This window comes from Xanthomonas sp. D-36-1 (assembly GCF_017746155.1).
Lineage (GTDB): Bacteria > Pseudomonadota > Gammaproteobacteria > Xanthomonadales > Xanthomonadaceae > Xanthomonas > Xanthomonas cissicola.
The window spans coordinates 26,746-45,781 of sequence record NZ_JAGHWR010000066.1; the positions used below are offsets into that span (position 1 = coordinate 26,746).

The 19,036-nt window shown below is 62.2% G+C and carries 16 protein-coding genes and 2 pseudogenes; 6 read left to right on the top strand and 12 right to left on the bottom strand.

Features of this window, described 5'->3' with window-relative positions; all coding sequences use genetic code 11:
- Positions 1–72 precede the first annotated feature (72 nt).
- Entirely contained in the window at positions 73–690 is a 618-nt protein-coding gene (locus J7367_RS17150) for a TetR/AcrR family transcriptional regulator (RefSeq protein ID WP_057663504.1), read from the top strand.
- Positions 691–692: 2 nt separating this feature from the next.
- Here the strand turns inward: J7367_RS17150 and J7367_RS17155 are convergent, their stop codons facing one another.
- The 8 genes and pseudogenes from J7367_RS17155 to J7367_RS17190 all read right to left on the bottom strand — a co-directional run bounded on the left by J7367_RS17155 (position 693) and on the right by J7367_RS17190 (position 7,499).
- Positions 693–2,702: a relaxase/mobilization nuclease and DUF3363 domain-containing protein gene (locus J7367_RS17155; protein ID WP_057663505.1), complete on the bottom strand. Its 2,010-nt coding sequence runs from the start codon at positions 2,700–2,702 to the stop codon at positions 693–695.
- 460 nt (positions 2,703–3,162) lie between these two features.
- Positions 3,163–3,762: a S26 family signal peptidase gene (locus J7367_RS17160; RefSeq protein ID WP_057663507.1), complete on the bottom strand. Its 600-nt coding sequence runs from the start codon at positions 3,760–3,762 to the stop codon at positions 3,163–3,165.
- Positions 3,759–4,304, bottom strand: coding sequence for a DUF2840 domain-containing protein (locus tag J7367_RS17165; protein WP_057663510.1), 546 nt, complete (start codon positions 4,302–4,304; stop codon positions 3,759–3,761). The genes J7367_RS17160 and J7367_RS17165 overlap by 4 nt, the downstream gene beginning before the upstream one ends.
- Positions 4,301–4,588 carry a hypothetical protein gene (locus J7367_RS17170; RefSeq protein WP_057663513.1) on the bottom strand — a complete coding sequence of 96 codons (288 nt, stop codon included), beginning with the start codon at positions 4,586–4,588 and terminating at the stop codon, positions 4,301–4,303. The genes J7367_RS17165 and J7367_RS17170 overlap by 4 nt, the downstream gene beginning before the upstream one ends.
- Positions 4,585–5,223 carry a ParA family partition ATPase gene (gene parA, locus J7367_RS17175; protein WP_057663516.1) on the bottom strand — a complete coding sequence of 213 codons (639 nt, stop codon included), beginning with the start codon at positions 5,221–5,223 and terminating at the stop codon, positions 4,585–4,587. The genes J7367_RS17170 and parA overlap by 4 nt, the downstream gene beginning before the upstream one ends.
- Positions 5,224–5,512: 289 nt before the next feature.
- Positions 5,513–6,361 carry a replication initiator protein A gene (locus tag J7367_RS17180; protein ID WP_057663541.1) on the bottom strand — a complete coding sequence of 283 codons (849 nt, stop codon included), beginning with the start codon at positions 6,359–6,361 and terminating at the stop codon, positions 5,513–5,515.
- A gap of 26 nt (positions 6,362–6,387) precedes the next feature.
- Complete coding sequence (locus J7367_RS17185) at positions 6,388–6,669, bottom strand: helix-turn-helix domain-containing protein (protein ID WP_014995090.1); 282 nt, start codon at positions 6,667–6,669, stop codon at positions 6,388–6,390.
- A gap of 75 nt (positions 6,670–6,744) precedes the next feature.
- Positions 6,745–7,499: pseudogene (locus J7367_RS17190) on the bottom strand (DUF2285 domain-containing protein).
- Between the two features lie 279 nt (positions 7,500–7,778).
- On the opposite strand from J7367_RS17190, the gene J7367_RS17195 reads away from it, so the two are divergent.
- Positions 7,779–8,630 carry a DUF2971 domain-containing protein gene (locus J7367_RS17195; protein WP_176214962.1) on the top strand — a complete coding sequence of 284 codons (852 nt, stop codon included), beginning with the start codon at positions 7,779–7,781 and terminating at the stop codon, positions 8,628–8,630.
- Positions 8,631–9,027: 397 nt separating this feature from the next.
- Here the strand turns inward: J7367_RS17195 and J7367_RS17200 are convergent, their stop codons facing one another.
- From J7367_RS17200 to J7367_RS17215, 4 genes and pseudogenes are all read right to left on the bottom strand, one after another.
- Positions 9,028–9,342, bottom strand: coding sequence for a DUF736 domain-containing protein (locus J7367_RS17200; protein ID WP_057663522.1), 315 nt, complete (start codon positions 9,340–9,342; stop codon positions 9,028–9,030).
- 771 nt (positions 9,343–10,113) lie between these two features.
- Positions 10,114–10,298 (bottom strand): annotated as a pseudogene (locus J7367_RS17205) (hypothetical protein).
- Between the two features lie 60 nt (positions 10,299–10,358).
- The gene (locus J7367_RS17210) at positions 10,359–12,443 is read right to left on the bottom strand and encodes a ParB/RepB/Spo0J family partition protein (RefSeq protein WP_057663525.1); all 2,085 of its coding nucleotides are present in this window, start codon (positions 12,441–12,443) and stop codon (positions 10,359–10,361) included.
- Positions 12,444–12,524: 81 nt separating this feature from the next.
- Positions 12,525–13,352, bottom strand: a complete 828-nt coding sequence (locus tag J7367_RS17215; RefSeq protein ID WP_057663528.1) for a DUF932 domain-containing protein — start codon at positions 13,350–13,352, stop codon at positions 12,525–12,527.
- Between the two features lie 591 nt (positions 13,353–13,943).
- Between J7367_RS17215 and J7367_RS17220 the strand changes: the two genes are divergently transcribed.
- The 4 genes from J7367_RS17220 to J7367_RS17235 are packed head-to-tail and all read left to right on the top strand — an operon-like array spanning position 13,944 to position 19,018.
- Positions 13,944–14,174, top strand: a complete 231-nt coding sequence (locus tag J7367_RS17220; protein WP_057663544.1) for a helix-turn-helix domain-containing protein — start codon at positions 13,944–13,946, stop codon at positions 14,172–14,174.
- The gene (locus tag J7367_RS17225) at positions 14,174–16,936 is read left to right on the top strand and encodes a DUF499 domain-containing protein (RefSeq protein WP_057663529.1); all 2,763 of its coding nucleotides are present in this window, start codon (positions 14,174–14,176) and stop codon (positions 16,934–16,936) included. Before J7367_RS17220 ends, J7367_RS17225 begins: the two co-directional genes overlap by 1 nt.
- Positions 16,936–17,955 carry a hypothetical protein gene (locus J7367_RS17230; RefSeq protein WP_057663532.1) on the top strand — a complete coding sequence of 340 codons (1,020 nt, stop codon included), beginning with the start codon at positions 16,936–16,938 and terminating at the stop codon, positions 17,953–17,955. The genes J7367_RS17225 and J7367_RS17230 overlap by 1 nt, the downstream gene beginning before the upstream one ends.
- Positions 17,956–17,989: 34 nt before the next feature.
- A complete protein-coding gene (locus J7367_RS17235) occupies positions 17,990–19,018 on the top strand; it encodes an ATP-binding protein (protein WP_057663537.1) in 1,029 nt (342 codons plus the stop codon).
- Positions 19,019–19,036 lie beyond the last annotated feature (18 nt).

Consider the following 19,036-nt stretch of genomic DNA (forward strand, 5'->3'; position numbering starts at 1 on the left):
ATTGCCTACCGAGTCGCGATCCAATATACTGAAAGTAACTTATCATCAGTAAGTTACTATTGGTATATAACAATGTCAAGTCAACCGAAAACCCCTGATGCCGTTGCGGATTCGCCGCGCCGCCGCCTTTCGCGCGACGAGCGCCTGCGCCAGTTGCTGGACGTGTCATGGCAACTGATCCGTATCGAAGGCACGGACGCGCTGACCCTGGGCCGGCTCGCCGATGCGGCAGGCGTCACCAAGCCGGTGGTCTATGACCACTTCGGCACGCGCAACGGGCTGCTGGCGGCGCTGTATCAGGATTTCGATGTGCGCCAGACGGCGGTGATCGACGCCGCCATCGCCGCTAGCAAGCCCTCGTTGCAGGACAAGGCCCGTGTCATCGCTGCCAGCTACGTCGAATGCGTGTTGACCCAGGGGCGCGAGATTCCAGGCGTTCTCGCCGCTCTTGGCGGCTCGCCGGAACTGGCAGCGGTCAAGCGGCAGTACCAGCAAGCCTTCATAGAGAAGTGCCAAACCATCCTCGCGCCCTTTGCAGGCCCGCAGGGCGTGCCGCTGGCGAGCCTGTGGGCGATGCTCGGCGCGGCCGATGCGCTGTCGCAGGCTGCGGTGGCCGGAGACATCAGCGAAGAACAGGCGCGGGATGAATTGCAGGAAACCATCCTGGCGATGATCAGGCGCAGCAAGTAAGCCTATCCCACAGACGGCCCGCGTTGACGTCCAATCTCCCATGACACCCCGCCACCGCGCACCGTCGCTGCGATCTGCTGCCCCAGCCGCTGTTCGATCACCGGCTTCCACGGCACCAGGCTGAACCCCAGGCCGTCATCGAGCATCGCGTAACGCCCGCTGGCGAGCATGACCGAGCGCCGGTAAATGCCGGCCACGCGCTGCCCGTCGGCCACCGGGCGATGCTCCAGGCCGGTTTCGCCGGCAATGTCCTTCGCGGCCTGCGCCAGTTCCCGGTTGCGCAGCGTGCCCAGCAGGTTGCGCGCAAGGATCACGCGCTGCCCGCGCCGCTCGGCCAGCCCTTGTTCTTCGAGGAAGTCGGCGCGCTGCTGCATGGCCTGTTTGGCATCGCCGCCAAAGCCCAGGTTGCCCAGCCCACGGCCACCGCCGATCAATTGCTGGTCAAGCCAGGTGGCGCCGATCACGCACGCCTGCCGCTCGATGGGCAGGTGCGATTTCAGCTCCACGGCTACGCCGCCCAGGCGCTGCGCGTCGTAGCGGCGGCCCTGCTCGGGCAGGTCGCCCGGCACCTTCCATAGCCCTTCGGCCACACGTTCCACGATGCCGGCCCGGCGCAGGGCTTCCAGCCGGCGAACATGCGCCGCGATAACCTCCTGCGGGTCGCGTCCGGGCTTGGCCCGGCCCTGCTCGATGGCCAGGTGATGATCTGCACAGTACAGGCCATCGCTCGCCAGCGCGGCGATGTTCTTATCGGCGGCGCGCACGTCGGCCGAACCCTTCACTTCCACCACCGCGCCCGTGGGGTAGTTCGCCAGCTCGTCGCGGGCATTGAGCGCGACATAGTGGGCCTTGCCGTCCACGCCGTCGATGACCAGATAACCCCGGTCGTGCAGCTCGTCGGCCAGCCCCTTCGCAGCCACGCGGCCGAGGATGCTGCGGCCACTTCCATCGTCATTCTGGCCCGGCTCGAACACCACCAGCTCGCGTGGCTGGCCACTCATGGCCCGCTGCATCGTTCGGATGATGTCGCCGCGCTCGCCCAAGGCGCGCAAGGTCTTCTCGGCATCGGTATGGATGGCCCAGGTGCCGGGCTGTGTTTCGTCGGTCAGACCCAGGCGCTGCAAGCGTTGCAGGCGGCCGATCAGCAGCAGGCGCTGGCGTTGCAGCCGGGGTTCGTTGAGGTGTTCCACATGCACAAAGCCATCGTCGCCGGCCTCGCGCTGCAAGGTGCGATCCAGGCTCGTCCACCGCTCCTGTTCCACCTCGTGCCCTAAGGTCTGCTGGATCTCCAGTTCGGTGCGCGGCCCCAGCCATTCGGTCGCCAGTTCGGCGGCGCGGTGGCGGAAGCCATCGGCGATGTAGTCGCCCGCGATGATGAGGTCTTTGCCGGTGTCGTCGCGCCCGCGCACGACGATGTGCGTGTGCGGGTTGTCAGTGTTCCAGTGGTTCACGGCCACCCAATCAAGGCCCGTCCCAAGGTCGGCCTCCATGCGCCCCATGAGGTGCCGCGTGTAGGTGCGTAGGTCTTCCAGTTCCGCGCCATCCTCGGGCGAGAGGATAAAGCGGAAATGGTGCCGGTCGTCGGCGCAGCGTTCCTTGAAGGCGTCGAGGTCGGCGGCGTCGGTCTGCGGCCCGTAGGCTTGGCCCGGCTCGCCGTCGCGTCCCACACCATCGCGCTCGATGTAGCGCAGGTGCTTGGCGAGCGACTGCGGGCTGGCCCGCTGGTGGTTCACCAGCAAGGTCTTGATGGTCACGCGCCGCGACATGGGCGTCAGCTTCGCGCCCACGAAGCGCGCCGCCGTGTGGCCGCGCCCGAGGCGCGAGCCGGGGCGTTGGCCAGTTCCCTTGCCGATGCCGCCCGCCGCGCCAGGACGGCGCACCGTGGACTTGCCGCCGCTGGCCTTGCCCGCCTGCTTGAGCACCTTGGAAACGAAGCTCTGCCCCTTGCCCTTGCCCCGGTTCTTCGGGGCGCTGGGGTGCACACGGAAATCGTCGTCGCAGCGGTCGCTCATGGCTGCGCTCCCTGCAAGTTCTGGCGTGTCCTGTCGTGCGAAGCACGCGGACATGCCTGCATTGGCGCGGGCTTTGCGCCCCACGCGGCACGGCGGCGAAGCCGCAGCGTGCCGCGCCAACCCCACGTGCAGGCTGGCTTTCGACGCGGCCCGGTGCCGCGTCCTTTTGTCTTGCCTTCCGCCTTTGCCCTTCGCTCCCGCTCCGGGCATCGGCAGCCCGGAGGCGCTGCTGCACCCGCAGCCAGCGCGCCGGCGAACGCGCGAACTGACGTCATGAAGGCCGCAGGCCGGGCGCGTTCGAGGCAAGACGCCTGCACATTGTAAGGCTGCGCCGGATGTTGCGCGAAGTGCGGTGCGAATGCACACGCACTGCATGCGCAACGACACGGCGGCAACAGCCGGAACGACATGCCCGAAGGCACGATAAGAGGCACGGCAACGTGCAGCGAATCGGCGGCCATCATGGGCGAGCCTCCAGCCAAACCGGATGCGCGACGCCGATCACGGCGGATGCGCTGACCGGGCCGAAATAGCGGCTGTCGAACGACGCCGGATTGGTCACGCTCAACAGGAACAGCTCGCCCGGTTCGAGGCGGCGGCAAAGCTGCAAGGATGGCAGCGGCCGGCCCAGCCGGTCGGTAGGCAGCGCGGCGGCCGCAGGCACGCCGTCGATGCGTACCTGCCCGGCGACGATGCAAACGTGTTGCGGCGCAATCGCACCCACACGTTTGAGCAGCGGAACGCGGGTCGGCAGGTAGCCGCGCTGCGCAGCCAGCATGGCGGCCCTGTCATGCAGTGGCACCAGCACGATGCTGTCCACGGACAGCGGGCGTGGCAGCGAGGCAGTGCGCGGGGCGAACGGTTCGATGCGATACCAGCCGACCGCCACGCTGTCGGACGGGTTGTAGGTCAGACGCGGCAGCGGCGACACGAAAGCAGCCCAAGCCAGCGCAGCGAGGCCGACGGCGGCGATGCCCGCCAGCACGAGGCGAGCGCGCAGGCGCGAGCGAGGAAGCGACGCGGCTTCGGGCGTGCGTGCGGCGGTGGGATGGGCTGTCATGGCAGCGCCCTCCCGGCCAGCCAGGCAGCGTGCCGCTCGGCGGTGTATTCGGGCAGCGGCGAATGCGCGGCGAGCCGGTTGGCGAGCGTGCGCCAGTACGCGGGCGACACGTCGATGGCAGCGATCCCCAGCGCCTCGATGTCGTCGATGCGTTCCAGCACGGCGCGCACATTGGCATCACCTTCGGCATGCAGCAGCAGGCACGCGCCTGGCTGCACGCCGGGTATGCGCTGCAAGGCATCAAGCGGTGTAGCAGCCTGCATCACCATGAGCTGCCAGCGGATCGTGCCGTAGTCGTTGGCTTGCCAACGAACGCGGCAGAGGATTGCACCCGGCAGGAACACCGCGCAGCGCCGCCAGCCGTCCAGGCGCAGCGTGCGCGCAGGTTCGCCGAAGCGCAGGTAGAGTTTGAAACGGGCCTCGATGTAGACCAGCGAAACGCGCGTCAGCGACACGTTGCCGGCCTGCCCGGCGAGTGCTGCGGGATGCGGCGGCAGCGCAGCCGTGGCCGCGCCAGCGGCAGGCGAAGCGGATGTGGTCATAGCGTGTTCTCCCTGTGATGCTCGGGAAACTCCCGCTCCAGCAGGGCGCGCAGCAGGTCGGCCACGGTCACGCCTTGCGTGAAGGCCAACACCTTGATGCGCGTCCGCATGGCGGGCGTGATGTCGAGGGTCAGGCGAGCGGTGTAGAGGTCGCCCTTGTTGAGCGCATCGGCATCGCCCTGGCGAATCCACGCCTCGGCGTGTGGATTAGCAGGCGGACGCGCACCGATGCCGACCCGCTTGGCCGGGCGTTTGCCGTTGGGTGGATTGCCGCCGGTGCTCATGACGGCCACCGCAGCAGCTCATCGACCAGCGCGGTGATTTCCTGCGCCGCTGCGCTATCGGGGGCTGTCTCCCGCGCCAATCGACCTGCTGCCACGCTGTCGGCAAAGACGATGCGCTGACGCACCTCGCTGCGCAGCGCTGGCAACGGCTGTTCGGACAAGGCTTGCCGAGCTTCCCGCCCGATCACCGTGGTGCTGACGCGCCGGTTGATGACGAAGGCCGCGCGTAGCGCAGGCCGGAACACCTGGGCCTCACGAATCAGCGCCACCATCTCGGCACTGGCCCACAGGTCGTAGGGGCTGGGCTGTACCGGGATCAGCACCCGTTCGGCCGCCAGCAGCGCAGAGCGCGCCAAAGCGGCGATCCGGGGTGGTCCGTCGATGATGACGTGATCGGCCCGCCTGGCGAGTTCTGGGGCTTCCTGGTGCAGTGTTTCGCGTGCTAGGCCCACGGCGCTGAACAGCCGGGGCAAGCCCTGCTGGCTTCTGCGCTGTGTCCAGTCCAGTGAGGAACCCTGCGGGTCGGCATCCAGCAGGACAACGTGCAGGCCGCGCAAGGCCATTTCCCCAGCGATATGCGTGGCGAGCGTGGTCTTGCCGACGCCACCTTTCTGGTTGAGCAAGGCGACGATCATGGCGTGGCCCTCCAGCTTGGAAGACCGGACTGCTTTTGCCGTGCCGAACGGGATGGTTTTTGCTGTTTTTGCTGGCTGGTTTTTCGGCCTGCGGTAGTTGTCCACCGCGATGCTGCTTCTCTACCAATAGTTAGAGAATTTAAGTTAGTAATGTTAGAGGGATCGCAACCCCGCGCCGTTACTGGCTTTCCGGCGTTTTCGTACTCCTGATAGCACGATAGGCGTACTCTCGATAGCACGATACCTCTTACTCCTGATAGCACGACCCCGTCCACAGCTTGCCCCGCTGTTATCCCCGTGCCGTCTGCGGCACGGGCCGGAAGGTCAGCAATTCCATGTCGTCCTCGGGAATCCGCACGATGCCCAGCTCGTACCCCGGCAGCGATTGCCGGGCGACCAGCGCCCGCAGGTCGTAGGCGAAATCCGAAAACCGCGTGCTGCTGCCCGACTTGCGGTACAGATGCCGGAAGTCGAACTGCCAGCCATATTCCTGCCGCCCGCCATGCTTGCGCACCAGGCGATACAGCCAGCGCTCGATGCCTCCCGTGAGTCGGAAGTACGTCGGGTCGATGGTCAGCACCAGGGCGGCGTCCAGCACGCCCGCATAGAACCAGTCCGGCAGGATCAGCTCGATGCCCAGCGGTGTGCCGTTGGCATCGGCCAGCTCTTTCCACTCGTTGATCCACGAAAAGCGGTGCAAGCGCCTTCCGGTGGTTTCGCGGATGGACGTGGCCACCGTGGTCGATTGCAGCCGGTCGAGCGCGGCTTTGAGGCGCTGATAGTCGCGCAGCGACTTGCCGCGCCCGATAAAGCGCAGGATCTCGTAGGGCGTGGCCTGCATCCGCCGGGACGGCTGGATGCCCGCGTCCTGGGCTTCGACGATCTGGCTGGCCGCCCAGATCAGGATGTCGGCATCCCAGATGGTGGCAATACCATGCTCCTGCGTGCCTTCCACGCGGATGGTGATGTTCCCGCTGTGGAAGTCGATCGGCGCGGTGCGCCGCGACTTCGCCAGCGAGAAAAACGGATAGGCCATCAAGTCTTGGGCATCGCGCGGTGCCATGTCCTCGCCCGGCAGTGCGCGGAACAGGTCGAGCTGTTCGCGCTGCTGCAAGGCGTGCCCTGGTGGGCGAGACATGGCGATGGCCACCGGCGATGCGCCGATCAGCGCGCACGGCTGTCAGCCGAGTGGTGCTCGGCATATTCGGGGTCGGAAGTGGTCTCGAAGCTGCGCGTTTCCGCCCAGGCATCGAGGTCGGCCACAGCGTACATCACACGGCGACCGAACTTGCGAAACTTCGGGCCACCACCGATGACGCGCTGTTTCTCCAGCGTGCGCGGTGACAGGCGCAGGTAGTCGGCAGCCTCATCGTTGGTGAGATAGCGCTGGGGTTGTGCGGGTGTGGCAACGGGAGCGGCGGCAGGCCGCAAGGGAGCGGGTCGCATGGGATGTACCTCCATCAAGCCCGGCCACACAGCGCGACCGGATGGAGGCAGTCTCAAGAAACTTGGGGTTCTTGCTCAGGGACGTTCTGCAGGGGATGCGAAACGTCCCCCTCATGCGGCGGAAGGGGGGGAAGTTGCGCCAGACGGCGATAGCCGCCGCGCATCAGCCCATTGGCCCGGCGCACCAGCCGCCGCACGCGGGCACGCAAAGCGCTGTCGGCGTGCCAGTCGGCGGCAACGGCATCCACACCAAACAGCCCTTCGGCCACCTCCCGCAAGGACGCACCCGCTAGGGTCGCGTCCAGCGCCTGAAGCGTGTGCAATTCCAGCAATGCGGACAGCGGCGGACGTGGCCTGACGATCGCCGCAGGTGCGTCACCAGCAGCGGCTACGGCGATCTTGTTCAATTCGCTCGCCAGAGCCGCATAGCGCTCGCAAGGCGCGGCGCAGGCTCGGATGGCATAGGCGTAAGCCATGCCATCGGCCAAGCCTGGCGCGAGCACGAAACGCAGGCAACACCCGGGCCAGCGCGCCACCAGCACCAGGCGCTTGCCGTCATGGATCAGGTGTTTGTGGCCCGGCAGCTTCCAGAACTCAAAGCACAGGGCATCGGGCGGCGGATCGGCATCCGGGTAGAGCTGCACCACGGCATCGTGGTCGGGGAACCAGGCCGGGTGCGCGTCCCGCGCATCCAGCGTGGGATCTTCCAGTAGGCGCAGCCCCCAATGCCGGGCGGCATCCGATTGGCGACGACGGCGCAGCCAGTCGTGCCGATAGTCTGGATGACGGCGCAGGTACTCCCAGGCCAGCGCCGGGCTATCCAGATGCAGAACGTAGAGATAGGCCGGTAGGACGCGACCCGCTCAACGCCGATCAGCTTCTTGCTCAAGTCCAGCGGGAACTGAACGAAATCGTTGCAGCATCGAAAATAGAGAACTCATGATCGCGGCCTAGCTGGCTGTTAAAACCCCCGCTGGGCATATCAACACATTGCGGCATGCCGCCGCTTCATCTGAAAATTGAAGGTCTTCGCTCGCATGCCATGCTTCTAAGCATATTTATGCCCGAGCCAGATGTTTCAGTCGAGAAAAGTAAATTGGAATAGTCAGATGCACGTATTTAAATATTACAGACCCAATCTGTACTTCGATAAGGCTATAAGATATAACGAGCTTTATTTTGCGGCCAATCACGAGCTAAATGACCCAAATGATCTGAAGGCTATATATTACTTTGAAGACAACCCAGAGCTTTGGGGGCGCCTTTTAAATATCCCAGAAACTAGCAGTCATTGGAAATTATCAGAAATAATAAATACGGAGTGCCAACTTCTTGCTGATAGTCTCAATGATATTTTTAAAGGCAAGGAAATAAACTCCATTGATAGCTTTGACTCTCTTAAAGCGGTGCTTGATCTCTGTAGCGGACAGATTATTGCCGCATTTGAAAGAGCGTTGCTTCAAAAGGAGAATGAATCAAATAGCCCAGCAGTCAGGGCGGATCTATGCAAGCTCATAATGACCGAGCTTCTGAGTAGAGCCATCAATCACGAGTTCTATAGTGTTTCGTTTTCGAGAGACGCACTTAATTCAATGATGTGGGCCCATTACGCAGAAGGCTTCAAAGGGTGCGTAGTTATATACGCTTCGAAAGATTATGGATTTCCATTGTCTCACAATCCTTTTTCTAAAAATTTTGCCGTGTACAAGCTGGCGCCTGTTGACTATGTTGATTCCGGCAAAAAAATCTCTATTTTGGAGTGCGTGATATCTGGAAAAGATAAGGCTGTATCAACCTTTCTACAGAAAAATTCTTTCTGGGAATACGAGTCTGAATTAAGGTCTTTCACATTTCAAAGCTTAAACACCCATATGATGGCGATGGCTTCCCATCAGGCAAAAAAGCTAAAAACGACAGATCGCAAGCGAATTCTATATCATGACGCCAGACTTATAGCTTGAGTGATATTTGGCCCCAGAGTTAAAGCGGAGTATCAGAAGGAAGTCGAGTTCGTCCTTCATGACAATCGCCTTCATAGAGGACAGGAACCATTCTTTTCGCTAAACACTGTTTTGAGTGATAGCGGAAATATTGAGATTATTAAAGCATCCAGGGTTTCATGTGCAGGTGAAAATCCTATATTTTCACCATTCGAAGGTGAAAAATTAAAAGAGCTATTGCACCATCTCAACATCCTTAGCGATTCTGACTGACATCGGCGCTCAAGCAATAACCACCGGGAGGTGTGCCTCAAATCTCAGTGTCCATGACAATTGAGGCTGCCTAAGGTGAACCCAACCCGCCGGACATTCCATCGCAGGAAAGCCCCGCCGCAGTGGAAGGGGCTTCGTGGCGCCGTCAGGCCGCCTTTGGCTTGCTGCGCGACCAGATCAAGTCGTGCGTGCCGTCCTCGCCTTCGATCAGACGGGCGTAGACCGTTGCCGGGAACGCAGGATCGTCCAGGGTCACGGACACGTAGGGGCGTCCGGCCTCGCTGGTCTTCTTCCACGCTGCGCCGATGTCGTGGCCAGCCGCTTGCAGGCGGTAGTCGGGTGCGCTCTCGTTGTCGCCCTTGTCGTTGGGAACCAGCTTGACCTTGACGTTGAGCGTCAGGGTGCGAAGCGTGCCGGTGAAGCCGTCTTTCTCTGCGGTGAAGGTGCCGATGTTAGCCATGATGATTTCTCCTTTCGGGTTGAACAAGGTCGCGCCAGTGCGTCCTTGTTGTGATCCGCCCGGCGGGGGGATGGGCTGGCCGCACCGCGGAGCGGTCGCAACAACGTGGAGAACCTGGAGGCGAAAAGAATTTGTCCCGCGAGGAATGCGCGCAGCGCAGGGGAAATTGTTTTCGTCGCAAGGTTGCGGTCATAAAGCCCAAGGCGCAGCCGCGCCACCGCCAGGATTCACGACAAGCCAAGGACGCACGGGCCGCCTCTCCCGAATGGAGACATGACCGACTCGGCATCCTCGCATGGCAACTTCACCGGCTTGTTCCCTGAGGCGGCCAGGTCAATGCCCCAGCAACAAGGTACGAGCGCTCCTGCCATAACTTGCGGCCACATGCTTGATGCGTGGCGTGGAAGCTCCCCATCGAGGCAGGTGTGTCGGTGAACCGTCCTTCGTGACGTACAGGCAACGAACCGCCAGCGTCGAGCACGTCACGCTTTCGTGCAACCTGCCGCAGCAAGCCGGGGCGTAGCCCTACAAGCGCCGCCCCTTGCGGCGAGGTGCTGTCGGAATGTCGGCGGCGCGTGCGCCGCTGCACTTGCATGGCTTCAATGGCTTTTACGCACAAGGCGACTTGTGCGCGGCCCCTTTGCCGCCTGACCGAAGGCGGCAAAGGGGCGTTTTGGCTTTGAGCCTTGAAACCGGGCGCGGCCACCGCGGCGCCCGGATTTTTGGTATTCCCGCGCCCAAGACGGAACGGCTTGGGCGCAGGGCTGCTCCCTATTCTTTAGTTTCGATGATCCACCGCACGGCAGTTTCGATGATCCACCACACGGCACGCGGCAAGGCGCGGCCCGTGATGGGGTGTAGGTCGGTCAGGTCGGCGCGGGCTATCCAGCCGCGAGGCGGGCGGTAGCCACGCACGTCGCGGCCATGCGTGGGCGGTTCGTGGTGTTGTGGCTCATGGGGGAACCCTCGGCATGAAGCGCCCCGGCCGGAACCGGGGCGCTATCTGTGGTGCAAGGTCACGCGGCCAGTGCCTCGGCCTGCGGCTGCTCATCCGCTGCTGCTGCGGCTTCCTCCTGCACTTCGGCTGCCTCGTCCGTCACCACCTCCTGCGCGGCCTGCTGCGTGGCTTCGGCGGCGAAGATGGCAGGCATCCAGCCGGTGCCATCGGCCAGCCGTTCGGCTTCGCTGGCAATGTCGGCCTTCTTGAGCTTCGCCAGCCGGTTGACGCTTTCCGGCGCGAATTCGCCCACGGCTTCCAGAATCGCGGCCTTCGGCACATGCTGGAAGTAGCTGTCTGCGGTCGGCTTCCACCATGCCGCCATGTCCAGCCCCACCGCCTGCGCCAGTTCAGCACCTGGCTGGTGCTGCGTAGCGCGGGGCGTCACCACATCTACCGTGGATGCCACGCACAGGGCCAGCAGCCACACCAGTTCATCCTGCGATTTCGCCAGCAGTGCGGCGAACAGTTGTGCGCTGTCCTCTGGCAACGCTTCACCCGCGACTTCCTGCAAGGTGCGCAATGCCACGGCGGCAGGCGATTCCGGCCAGTCCGGGGCAAGGCTTTCCAGCCGGTCTTGCACTTTCAGGCTCACGCCGAGCGGCAAGTCGTGGCGGTGGTGGCTGTCTTGCAAAACGGTCTGCGCCATGCCATGCACCAGTGCGGCCAGCGCCACCTGCGGATGCCGTGCGACTTCGATTTGCAGCGCGGCGGTACGATGGGCACTCAACCGTTGTGCCAGTCGGTCGGACATGGCAGCGGGCTTGGGGGCGTCGTCGGCTTCCTCGCCTGTGTCGTCGTTCCCGGCTTCGCCCTCGCTGCCAAAACCTTGCCGCAGCCGTTCAAGCGTGCGCAGTGCCTTGGCCTCGGCTTCGCGCAGCAGGCCACGATGAATCACGGCCTCACCGTTGCGGTCGATGGTGACGATGGCACCGGCGGCAGCTTTGACAGCTTCCCCGTAGTCCTGCAAGCCATCTTCCAGCGCCTGCAACTGTTCGCCCAGGTGTTCGCCTTCTTCCTGCAAGGCGTCGGCCTTTTCTTCATCATCGGTGTCCAGTGCGGCATCCACGGCCTCGGCCAGCGCCTGCATCTTGGTTTGCAGCTTCTCGATGCGTTGGGCTTCACGCTTGTTCGGGCTGCGGCGCTGCCTCGGAGCGTGCTGGAAGGCTTGTAGGTCGGCATGGGTCGCGCCGGGGGTGGCATCCACCCATGCCCAGCCTTCGGCCTTCACCTCGGCGGCAAGGCTGGCCAGCTTGTCCTGCGCCAGTCGTTCCAGCAGCGTGGCATCGGTCAGATACACACCGCTATCGGCTTCCGCGAACAGATCGCGGCGGCTGGCACCGCCTGCGGCCTCGTAAGCATCCAGCCCGACGAAGCGCACCAGCGGGTGCCGGTGGGCGTCAATCTCGCGCTCCGTCAGGCGGTCTCGCAGGTTGTGCGGGCTGCGCTGCCATGTGGGTGCATCGTAGAACGCGGCTTCCTGCGCGGTGTGGTCGTCGGTGATGGCAAGGGCCATCAACTGGTCAAGGCTCACTGCCTCGGCCCGGTAGTCGGCCAGCAGGCGCGGCGACACGTTGGCAAGTTTCAGGCGGCGCTGCACCACCAGCGGCGTGACGCTGAAATCTGCGGCAATGTCCTCGATGGGTCGGCCTTCGGCCACCAGCGCGGCGAATGCCTCGAACTGGTCGGCGGGGTGCATGGCTTCACGCTGCACGTTCTCGGTCAGGCTGGCGGTGCGGGCGGTGCCATCGGCCACCAGTAGGCAAGGCACGTCCCATTCCCTGCTGATACGGTGCTTTTTCGCCAGCAGCTTGAGGGCGGCAAGGCGACGGCCTCCGGCCACGACTTCGTAACGCTCGCCGTCAGCGGTCGCGGTCACGATCAGATTTTGCAGCAAGCCGACACGCTGGATGCTGGCGGCGAGTTCGGGAATCGACATGCGCGGGGTCTTACGCACGTTGCGGCCCGTGGGGCGCGATACCAGCCGCGACAGCGGTACAAGAATCAGATTCTTGCTCGGGTCGGCGGCCTCCAGCAGCACGGCAGGCACGGCGCTGGCCGTGGCGTGGATGGCTTGGGCTTCGGTTTGGTTGATGGCGTTCATGGTGAAAACTCCTTGCGATGATGGAATGCAGCAGCGAATAACGCGGCAAGGGTTGCTGCCTGCCCCTGCCGCGCAGGGAAATCAGGCTTTCAATTGGCGCAGGCCATCGGCCAGCAGCCATAGGGCGCGATTGAGGCGAATATCGGAATCAATGCCCTGCACCGGGCGGGTCTGCTGGCGGCGACCGTTGGCGCTGCGCCCATGCAATCCGCCTTTGGTCAGGTTTTCTTGGGTGCGGTTGAACACGCTCCACAAGTCCGGGCGGCGGTCGTCGAACCGGCGCGGCATCAGGATTTGCGATTCGGTGATGGGGGCTGGCTTGTCCGGGTCGTCGTACTTGAGCGATAACGCGGCGCGAGCAAATACTTCGGCCTCGCCTTCGTCCAGCGTGATGACCTGCATGGATTCGCGGGATTCCAGCGCACGGTCAAAACCGTGCAGCACCTGATAGGCACCTTCGATCACTTGTCTGGCCACGTCACCCTTATGCGGCACGCGCACATCGGCCACGGTGTCGCCGCACACCAGCCCATTGCTGCACACGAAGCGGAACATGCCGGCCAGCATCTGGTAACTGCTGGTGCCATCGTGCGAGTTCAGCAGGATGATTTCGTTGGCTTCGCCTCGGGCGTTGATCTGGCTGGCGTGGCGCAGCCGGATCATGTGCTTGGTGTAGTCGCGCCGGTCTTCGTGGCGGGTGCGGGTCTGCGTCACCATGAAGGGCTGAAACCCTTCCTTGCGCAGTTCGGTCAGCACCGTGGCGGTGGGGATATAGGCGTAACGCTGGGAACGGCTTTCGTGTGGCGCTTCCGCAAAGATGGACGGGGCCACGCGGTGAATCTGGTCATCGGACAGCGGGGAATCGCTGCGCAGTACCGGGGAACGGGAAGCGAAACGGGATGCAAGCATGGTCTTTCTCCTGACGAAAAGGGTTTGCTGTTCAAACCGCACACCGGATTCCTAGATTCGGAGCCCAGCCTTTCGGCTGTTCGGTGCGGTTGGCACGAGGAACCCGGTTGGCCCTGTTGCCACCGTCTTTCCTGAGTTCATCGCCCGCGACGGTCAGGAGCCCACGGACGTGGGCCGTCAAGGAGAAAAGCGTCAGGGTGGTGCGGCCCGCAGGCGCAGCCGAGGACACGGCCTGACGCGCCTTGATGGCACGCGGCCACGGGCTACAGTCGCGAGCAAGGTGATGGAGTCAGGAGAGACGGCTGGACATGGCAACGGCCGCCGCGATGTGCAAACCGCACGCAAGCGAAGCGCGCAGGCCCGAAGCGGGAAGCCGGGCCGTAGGCGTCAGGGATGTGGAAGGCTGGCGAATGCCAGTCCCGTTAGGGATGAGCGAATAGCGAACCTGGAGCAGCGTGGTCCGCGAAGCGGAGACGCACGCAAAAAACTCAAACCGATACGCAGCGCTTAGAGCTTGCCAAGTTTGCCGATTTCTACCAAATTAGACTAAAATTTGCCAAACTATGAACTGTTTTGTTGAGCTCCAGCACCATGCCGACCGATAGCGACGAAATTTTTACCATTGAAGAAATGGCTGTCTACTTAAAGGCGGGCAAGCGCACGGTATATCGCTTGGCGGCAGAAGGAAAAATTCCAGCGTTCAAAGTTGGTGGGACTTGGAGATTCCTGCGTGGGGACATTGAGCTCTGGATCAAGCAACAGTCAGCAGGTCAGTCCAAGGACGGTATCCAAGAAAAATCGCGTAAAAAGGAAGAAAACTAATGCTTGGATTGACTCTACGGGATGAGTTTCGAGGCAAACGCCTCAAAGGGACGGCCATTGAGCTTTCCAACGACTCCAACACTGGCGCCACCCAGATTGCAGCACAGGCATTCTTGGAGATTACCTATCCCACCCACGATCTGCTGAAGGGCATTGAAGCCGTTGGTCCTAACCAAGGCCGGCCGGTGGTCGTGATCGGTGAGCGCGGCCTGGGTAAGTCGCACTTGATGGCAGCGCTCTACCACGCAGTCAACGATGCCGCATCGACGGGCGCATGGCTCAATTCCTGGTCAAGCACGTTGGGTGACTCCGGCATTGGCAAGATCGCACTGCGCGATGGCATGCTGGTCATTGGCGAGAGCCTGCACCGGCAACGCTATAAATTCCTGTGGGACCTACTGTTCGAGCGACATCCGCGCGGCGAATTCATCAAGGGCAAGTGGGAAGGAATGGGGGCGGCCAAGACCGACATCCCCTCGGACAAGCTCATCATCGAGTTGCTTGAGCATCGTCCCGCGATGCTCCTCCTCGACGAGTTCCAGACTTGGTACGACGGCCTGACCAATACCAAGCAATACCCCTGGAAGCAATGGGCGTTCAACTTCATCCAGATCCTCTCGGAGATCGCCAAAGAGCGCCCCGACCTACTTGTGTTGGTGATCTCCGTGCGCAATGGCGGAAGCGATGCTTACCAGCAGGTGCACCGCGTCAACCCGGTGGCCATCGACTTCAAGGCGGGAGGCAATGCCGAGCGTATCCAGCAGGATCGGCGGCGGATGCTGCTGCATCGCCTGTTCGACAACCGTCTGCAGATTGCAGACGGCACCATCGAATCGCTGGTTGCACAACACGTCTCCGAATACTTCCGCCTGCTGGATGTGCCGCCCGCCGAGCAGGATCGCAAGCGCCGTGAATTCACTGAGTCCTGGCCTTACGCGCCGCACTTGCTGCGCCTGCTTGAGGAACAGGTGCTGATCGCCACGGATGCACAAGAAACGCGTGACATGATTCGCATCCTGGCCAACCTGTACAAGAGCCGGGGCGAAGCGGTGCCTGTGCTCACTGCCGCTGATTTCCGGCTGGATGACGATGCTTCGGGCATTGGAGCGCTGCTGGATTCAGTGTCCAACGAACACCACCGCACCCTGCGCGAAAAAGCGCAGCACAACATCATTTCGGTGACGGAGGCGGTGTACGACCACGCCAACCTTGCCCCACACCTGCAAGAAATCTTGAGCGCGCTGTGGCTGCGTTCCATCGCCGTCGGTAACCTTGCCGGGGCAGAGCCTGCCACCCTGCAGGTGGACATCACCCGCAACAAGCCAGTGGATGGCAATGCCTTTCAGGTCGAACTAGCGACCATTGTCGAAAACAGCTTCAACATCCACCAGGATGGCCCACGCTTGGTCTTCCGCGAGGAAGAAAACCCTCGCGCCAAGCTGATGGCCTGCGCGCGCAACGACAAGCTGTTCACCGATGCTTCCGATCATGTGCAGCTTGCCAAGCAGGTACGCTACGTCATTGGCGGCAGCGATGAAGTCGCCAAAACATTCCGCGTGATTGCTCTGCCCAAATCGTGGCAGACCGACCCTTGGACATCCCTCGACGAAGCCGAGCAGCCGGAGCGCTGGGATGACCGGCTGCCCATTCTGGTGCTGCCTGAAGAGCCGGAAAAACTAGACCAAACACTGAGCCGCTGGCTCAAGGACCACCTGCAAAAGCGCCGCAACACAATTCGCTTCTTGTTGCCCCGCGCAGGTTCCACCAACGCCTTTCAGGATCGAGACCTCCTCATCCTTGCCCGCGCCGAAATGAAGGCGCAGGAATGGAGTGGGCAGAGCCCCGAATACAAAAAGCTTCACAAGGAATTTGAAGGCACGCTGCGCGAAAACCTGAAGAAGCGTTTTGATCGGTTTGCCGTCCTGCACCGCTACGATCACCAGAACCCGCAGCAATCCCTGTTCAGTGTCGAGCACCTGAAAAAGCAAGGTGCTCAAATCCCCGAGGGCATCGAAGAAACACTGACCAACGACCTTTTTGTTCCCGAAGATTTCGAAGACCTCGTTCTTGAAGCCGCTTCGGAGAACGCCCCCGTCGGCAAGCTGCTGCGTGAACTGCAAGAGCCTCGCCCTGCGGGTCAGCATTGCATCCCCTGGCTGGGTGAAACCGTGATGAAGGAACGCATCCTGCGCTTATGCGCGCGCGGCAAAATCGCCATCAACCTGCGCAATCTGGAACACCTTCAAACCCACGCGGGCGAAGACGAGGAAACCGCGTGGCGGCGCTTGCGCCCCAAGCTCTCCTACACCGGGCGTCAGCTTGATGAAGTGTTCCTGATGGAACCTTCGGCGGTGCCGGCGACCGGTGGTATCACGCCACCCGCGCCGCAGCCTCCAGCTGGCGGCGATGGTGGATTGGGTGGCGGAATTTTTGGTGGTGGCGCCACTTCGGCTCCCGCTGTACAAGAGCCGCAGCCTGGCACGCCATCCACACCAGCTTCTACGCCGGGCGGAATTTTCGGCGGCACAAATAGCACCACCAAACCACGCGTCCCGCTCTCTAACCCGCCAACCTCGCCGCTCAACCTGATCGGCAAGCTCGAAGGCTGGGGCATTGGCCCGGCCACGCCTGTGGCGGAAGTCTCGATCAAGGTGTCTGCTGGCCAGAACACGCAGATTACGGGCGCTCAGCTCAAGGAACTGCTCAAAAAGCTGCCTGATGGCATGACGTTCGAGTTGAGTCTTGAGAAGGAGGGCAACTGATGGCGTTGGATGCGCAAACATTGCAGCGCCTGACTCAGGACAGCCCGAAAGAGGCGTGGCGCATCATTACCGAACGGGCGCTAGAGATTGCCTCCAAACCGCTGGCCGAAAGCAATGCCCCCAGCGAGGTGGTCAAGCGAGATCGCGAGATTGGCGAGCTCGATTTGTTCCTGGCCTCCTGCGGCTGGGATCTGTGGCGGGCCTTTGGTCAACCCGAAATCAGTGGTGTGGAACGCACCTCAGACCGGCTTGCGCAATGGTGGATCGAGCCCGGCTATGGCCATAGCGCCGCGCGCGCCGTACTGATTCTGGATGCCCTCTCGCTGCGCGAGCTGCCTTGGCTGCTGCAAGGAGCCAAAGATCGTGGATTCACCCTGAACACAGTAGCCGCTACGGCATCCGAGCTGCCCAGTGAGACCAACCCGTTCGCCCGCGCATTGGGGCTGACCAGCCGCAGCCAGCTACAAGCTAACGGCGGCGGTTTGGCCTACAAGCTGCAACCGGCGCAGACCGAAACCATCGATCTGCCGTGGAAGGACTGCGAGGGCTTGGTGGGCAACGCCTCGGGTGCGAAGAACTGGGTGTTCTGGCATCACTGGCCAGACGCCAAGCTGCACGACTACGGCGCGGGCCAAGGTTTGGAACTGCTGACCAAGGATGCCGCGCAGAAACTCTCCAGTGACGACTTCTGGGCCTTTGTCGAGCGCCTCGCCACGGGGCGGCGCTTGGTCATTACATCGGATCATGGCTACGCCGCCACCGGTTACTTCCCCGATGCCGATGGTGAGGTGGCCTCGCATCTCAAGCAGACTTTTTCCAGTGGACGCAGCAAGGCAGGCAATGGCGACGCAGGCCCCTTCGTTCCGCCGGTCGCCTTGCAAATCGATAGCCCGCATGGTGCGCATCTGTTGGCCTTGGGCCGCAGGAAATGGCGCAGTCAAGGTGGCTATCCGACGTTAACGCATGGTGGTCTCTCGCTGCTGGAGGTGCTGTCGCCTTGGATTGAGATAAGCAAATGAGCAGGTTTGAGCACATTTTTCGGAGCATGGGCTAATGGCGCAAGCTGATTTATTAGTTGCTCTGGTCAAAACTGCGACCAGCGGGGATCAGCTTGCCTTTCGCAAAGCGGCTGAAGGGCTGATCCAAGAGGAGAAGCAGAAAGGGCACCGGCTACTTGCAGAGCGGCTTGCCAAGGCATTGCAGCCCAGTGCCATTCAGGGCGCACGCCCGCCGGCTGGCAAGGCCGCGGGCAACAGTCCTCACAAAGACCTGTTCTACGAGATCACGCCTGAGCGCAACCTACAAAGCTTGGTATTGCCAGAAAAGATCAGGGCGCAGATACAAGAGTTGGTGGAGGAACAGCATCGGGCAGAGTTGCTGCACGCCCACAATCTGCGCGCCAGAAACCGCGTCCTACTCGCTGGCCCGCCAGGCAACGGAAAAACCACCTTGGCGGAAGCGCTGGCATTCGAGCTGATGTACCCGCTCATCGTCATTCGCTACGAAACCTTGGTTGGCAGCTATCTGGGTGAAACCTCCAGCCGGTTGAAGAGCGTGATGGACTACGCCAGAACGCAGCGTTGCGTTCTGTTCTTCGACGAATTTGAAACGCTTGGCAAGGAGCGCGGCGATACCCATGAAACGGGAGAAATAAAGCGCGTCGTCAGCACCTTGCTGATGCAACTGGATGAAATGCCTGACTACGTAGTGGTCGTTGCAGCCAGCAATCATCCAGAGCTTTTGGACAGGGCCGTCTGGCGGCGCTTCCAGTTGCGCATTGAGTTGGCAACCCCGACCCGTGAGCAACTGGCGCAATACATCGCCTCCATTGGCGAGCGATGCAGTGTGAAATTCGGCTACGAACCTGAAACATTGGCAAAGCATCTACTGGGGCTGAATTTTGCAGAGACTGAAGAATTTTGCTTGGGCGTCGTTCGCCGTGCCGTGCTCGACATGAAAACGGATAACGCCCAACAAATTACCAAGCTGAAGCTGGAGCAATGGAAAGGCCGCCTGAAGCCAGCCGCAAAAAAACATCCAAAAGCCGCTGGCGATGTGACTGAAGAGGGGACGAACCGCTAAGGATGGTCTGATCAATGC

Bases quoted from the DNA above. Each gene is read 5' to 3' on its own strand.
- parA (WP_057663516.1), bottom strand. From the start codon at position 5,223: ATGATCGTCGCCTTGCTCAACCAGAAAGGTGGCGTCGGCAAGACCACG.
- J7367_RS17210 (WP_057663525.1), bottom strand. From the start codon at position 12,443: ATGAACGCCATCAACCAAACCGAAGCCCAAGCCATCCACGCCACGGCC.
- J7367_RS17215 (WP_057663528.1), bottom strand. From the start codon at position 13,352: ATGCTTGCATCCCGTTTCGCTTCCCGTTCCCCGGTACTGCGCAGCGAT.
- J7367_RS17225 (WP_057663529.1), top strand. From the start codon at position 14,174: ATGCTTGGATTGACTCTACGGGATGAGTTTCGAGGCAAACGCCTCAAA.
- J7367_RS17200 (WP_057663522.1), bottom strand. From the start codon at position 9,342: ATGGCTAACATCGGCACCTTCACCGCAGAGAAAGACGGCTTCACCGGC.
- J7367_RS17235 (WP_057663537.1), top strand. From the start codon at position 17,990: ATGGCGCAAGCTGATTTATTAGTTGCTCTGGTCAAAACTGCGACCAGC.
- J7367_RS17165 (WP_057663510.1), bottom strand. From the start codon at position 4,304: ATGACCACATCCGCTTCGCCTGCCGCTGGCGCGGCCACGGCTGCGCTG.
- J7367_RS17230 (WP_057663532.1), top strand. From the start codon at position 16,936: ATGGCGTTGGATGCGCAAACATTGCAGCGCCTGACTCAGGACAGCCCG.
- J7367_RS17170 (WP_057663513.1), bottom strand. From the start codon at position 4,588: ATGAGCACCGGCGGCAATCCACCCAACGGCAAACGCCCGGCCAAGCGG.
- J7367_RS17150 (WP_057663504.1), top strand. From the start codon at position 73: ATGTCAAGTCAACCGAAAACCCCTGATGCCGTTGCGGATTCGCCGCGC.
- J7367_RS17180 (WP_057663541.1), bottom strand. From the start codon at position 6,361: ATGTCTCGCCCACCAGGGCACGCCTTGCAGCAGCGCGAACAGCTCGAC.
- J7367_RS17220 (WP_057663544.1), top strand. From the start codon at position 13,944: ATGCCGACCGATAGCGACGAAATTTTTACCATTGAAGAAATGGCTGTC.
- J7367_RS17155 (WP_057663505.1), bottom strand. From the start codon at position 2,702: ATGAGCGACCGCTGCGACGACGATTTCCGTGTGCACCCCAGCGCCCCG.
- J7367_RS17160 (WP_057663507.1), bottom strand. From the start codon at position 3,762: ATGACAGCCCATCCCACCGCCGCACGCACGCCCGAAGCCGCGTCGCTT.
- J7367_RS17195 (WP_176214962.1), top strand. From the start codon at position 7,779: ATGCACGTATTTAAATATTACAGACCCAATCTGTACTTCGATAAGGCT.
- J7367_RS17185 (WP_014995090.1), bottom strand. From the start codon at position 6,669: ATGCGACCCGCTCCCTTGCGGCCTGCCGCCGCTCCCGTTGCCACACCC.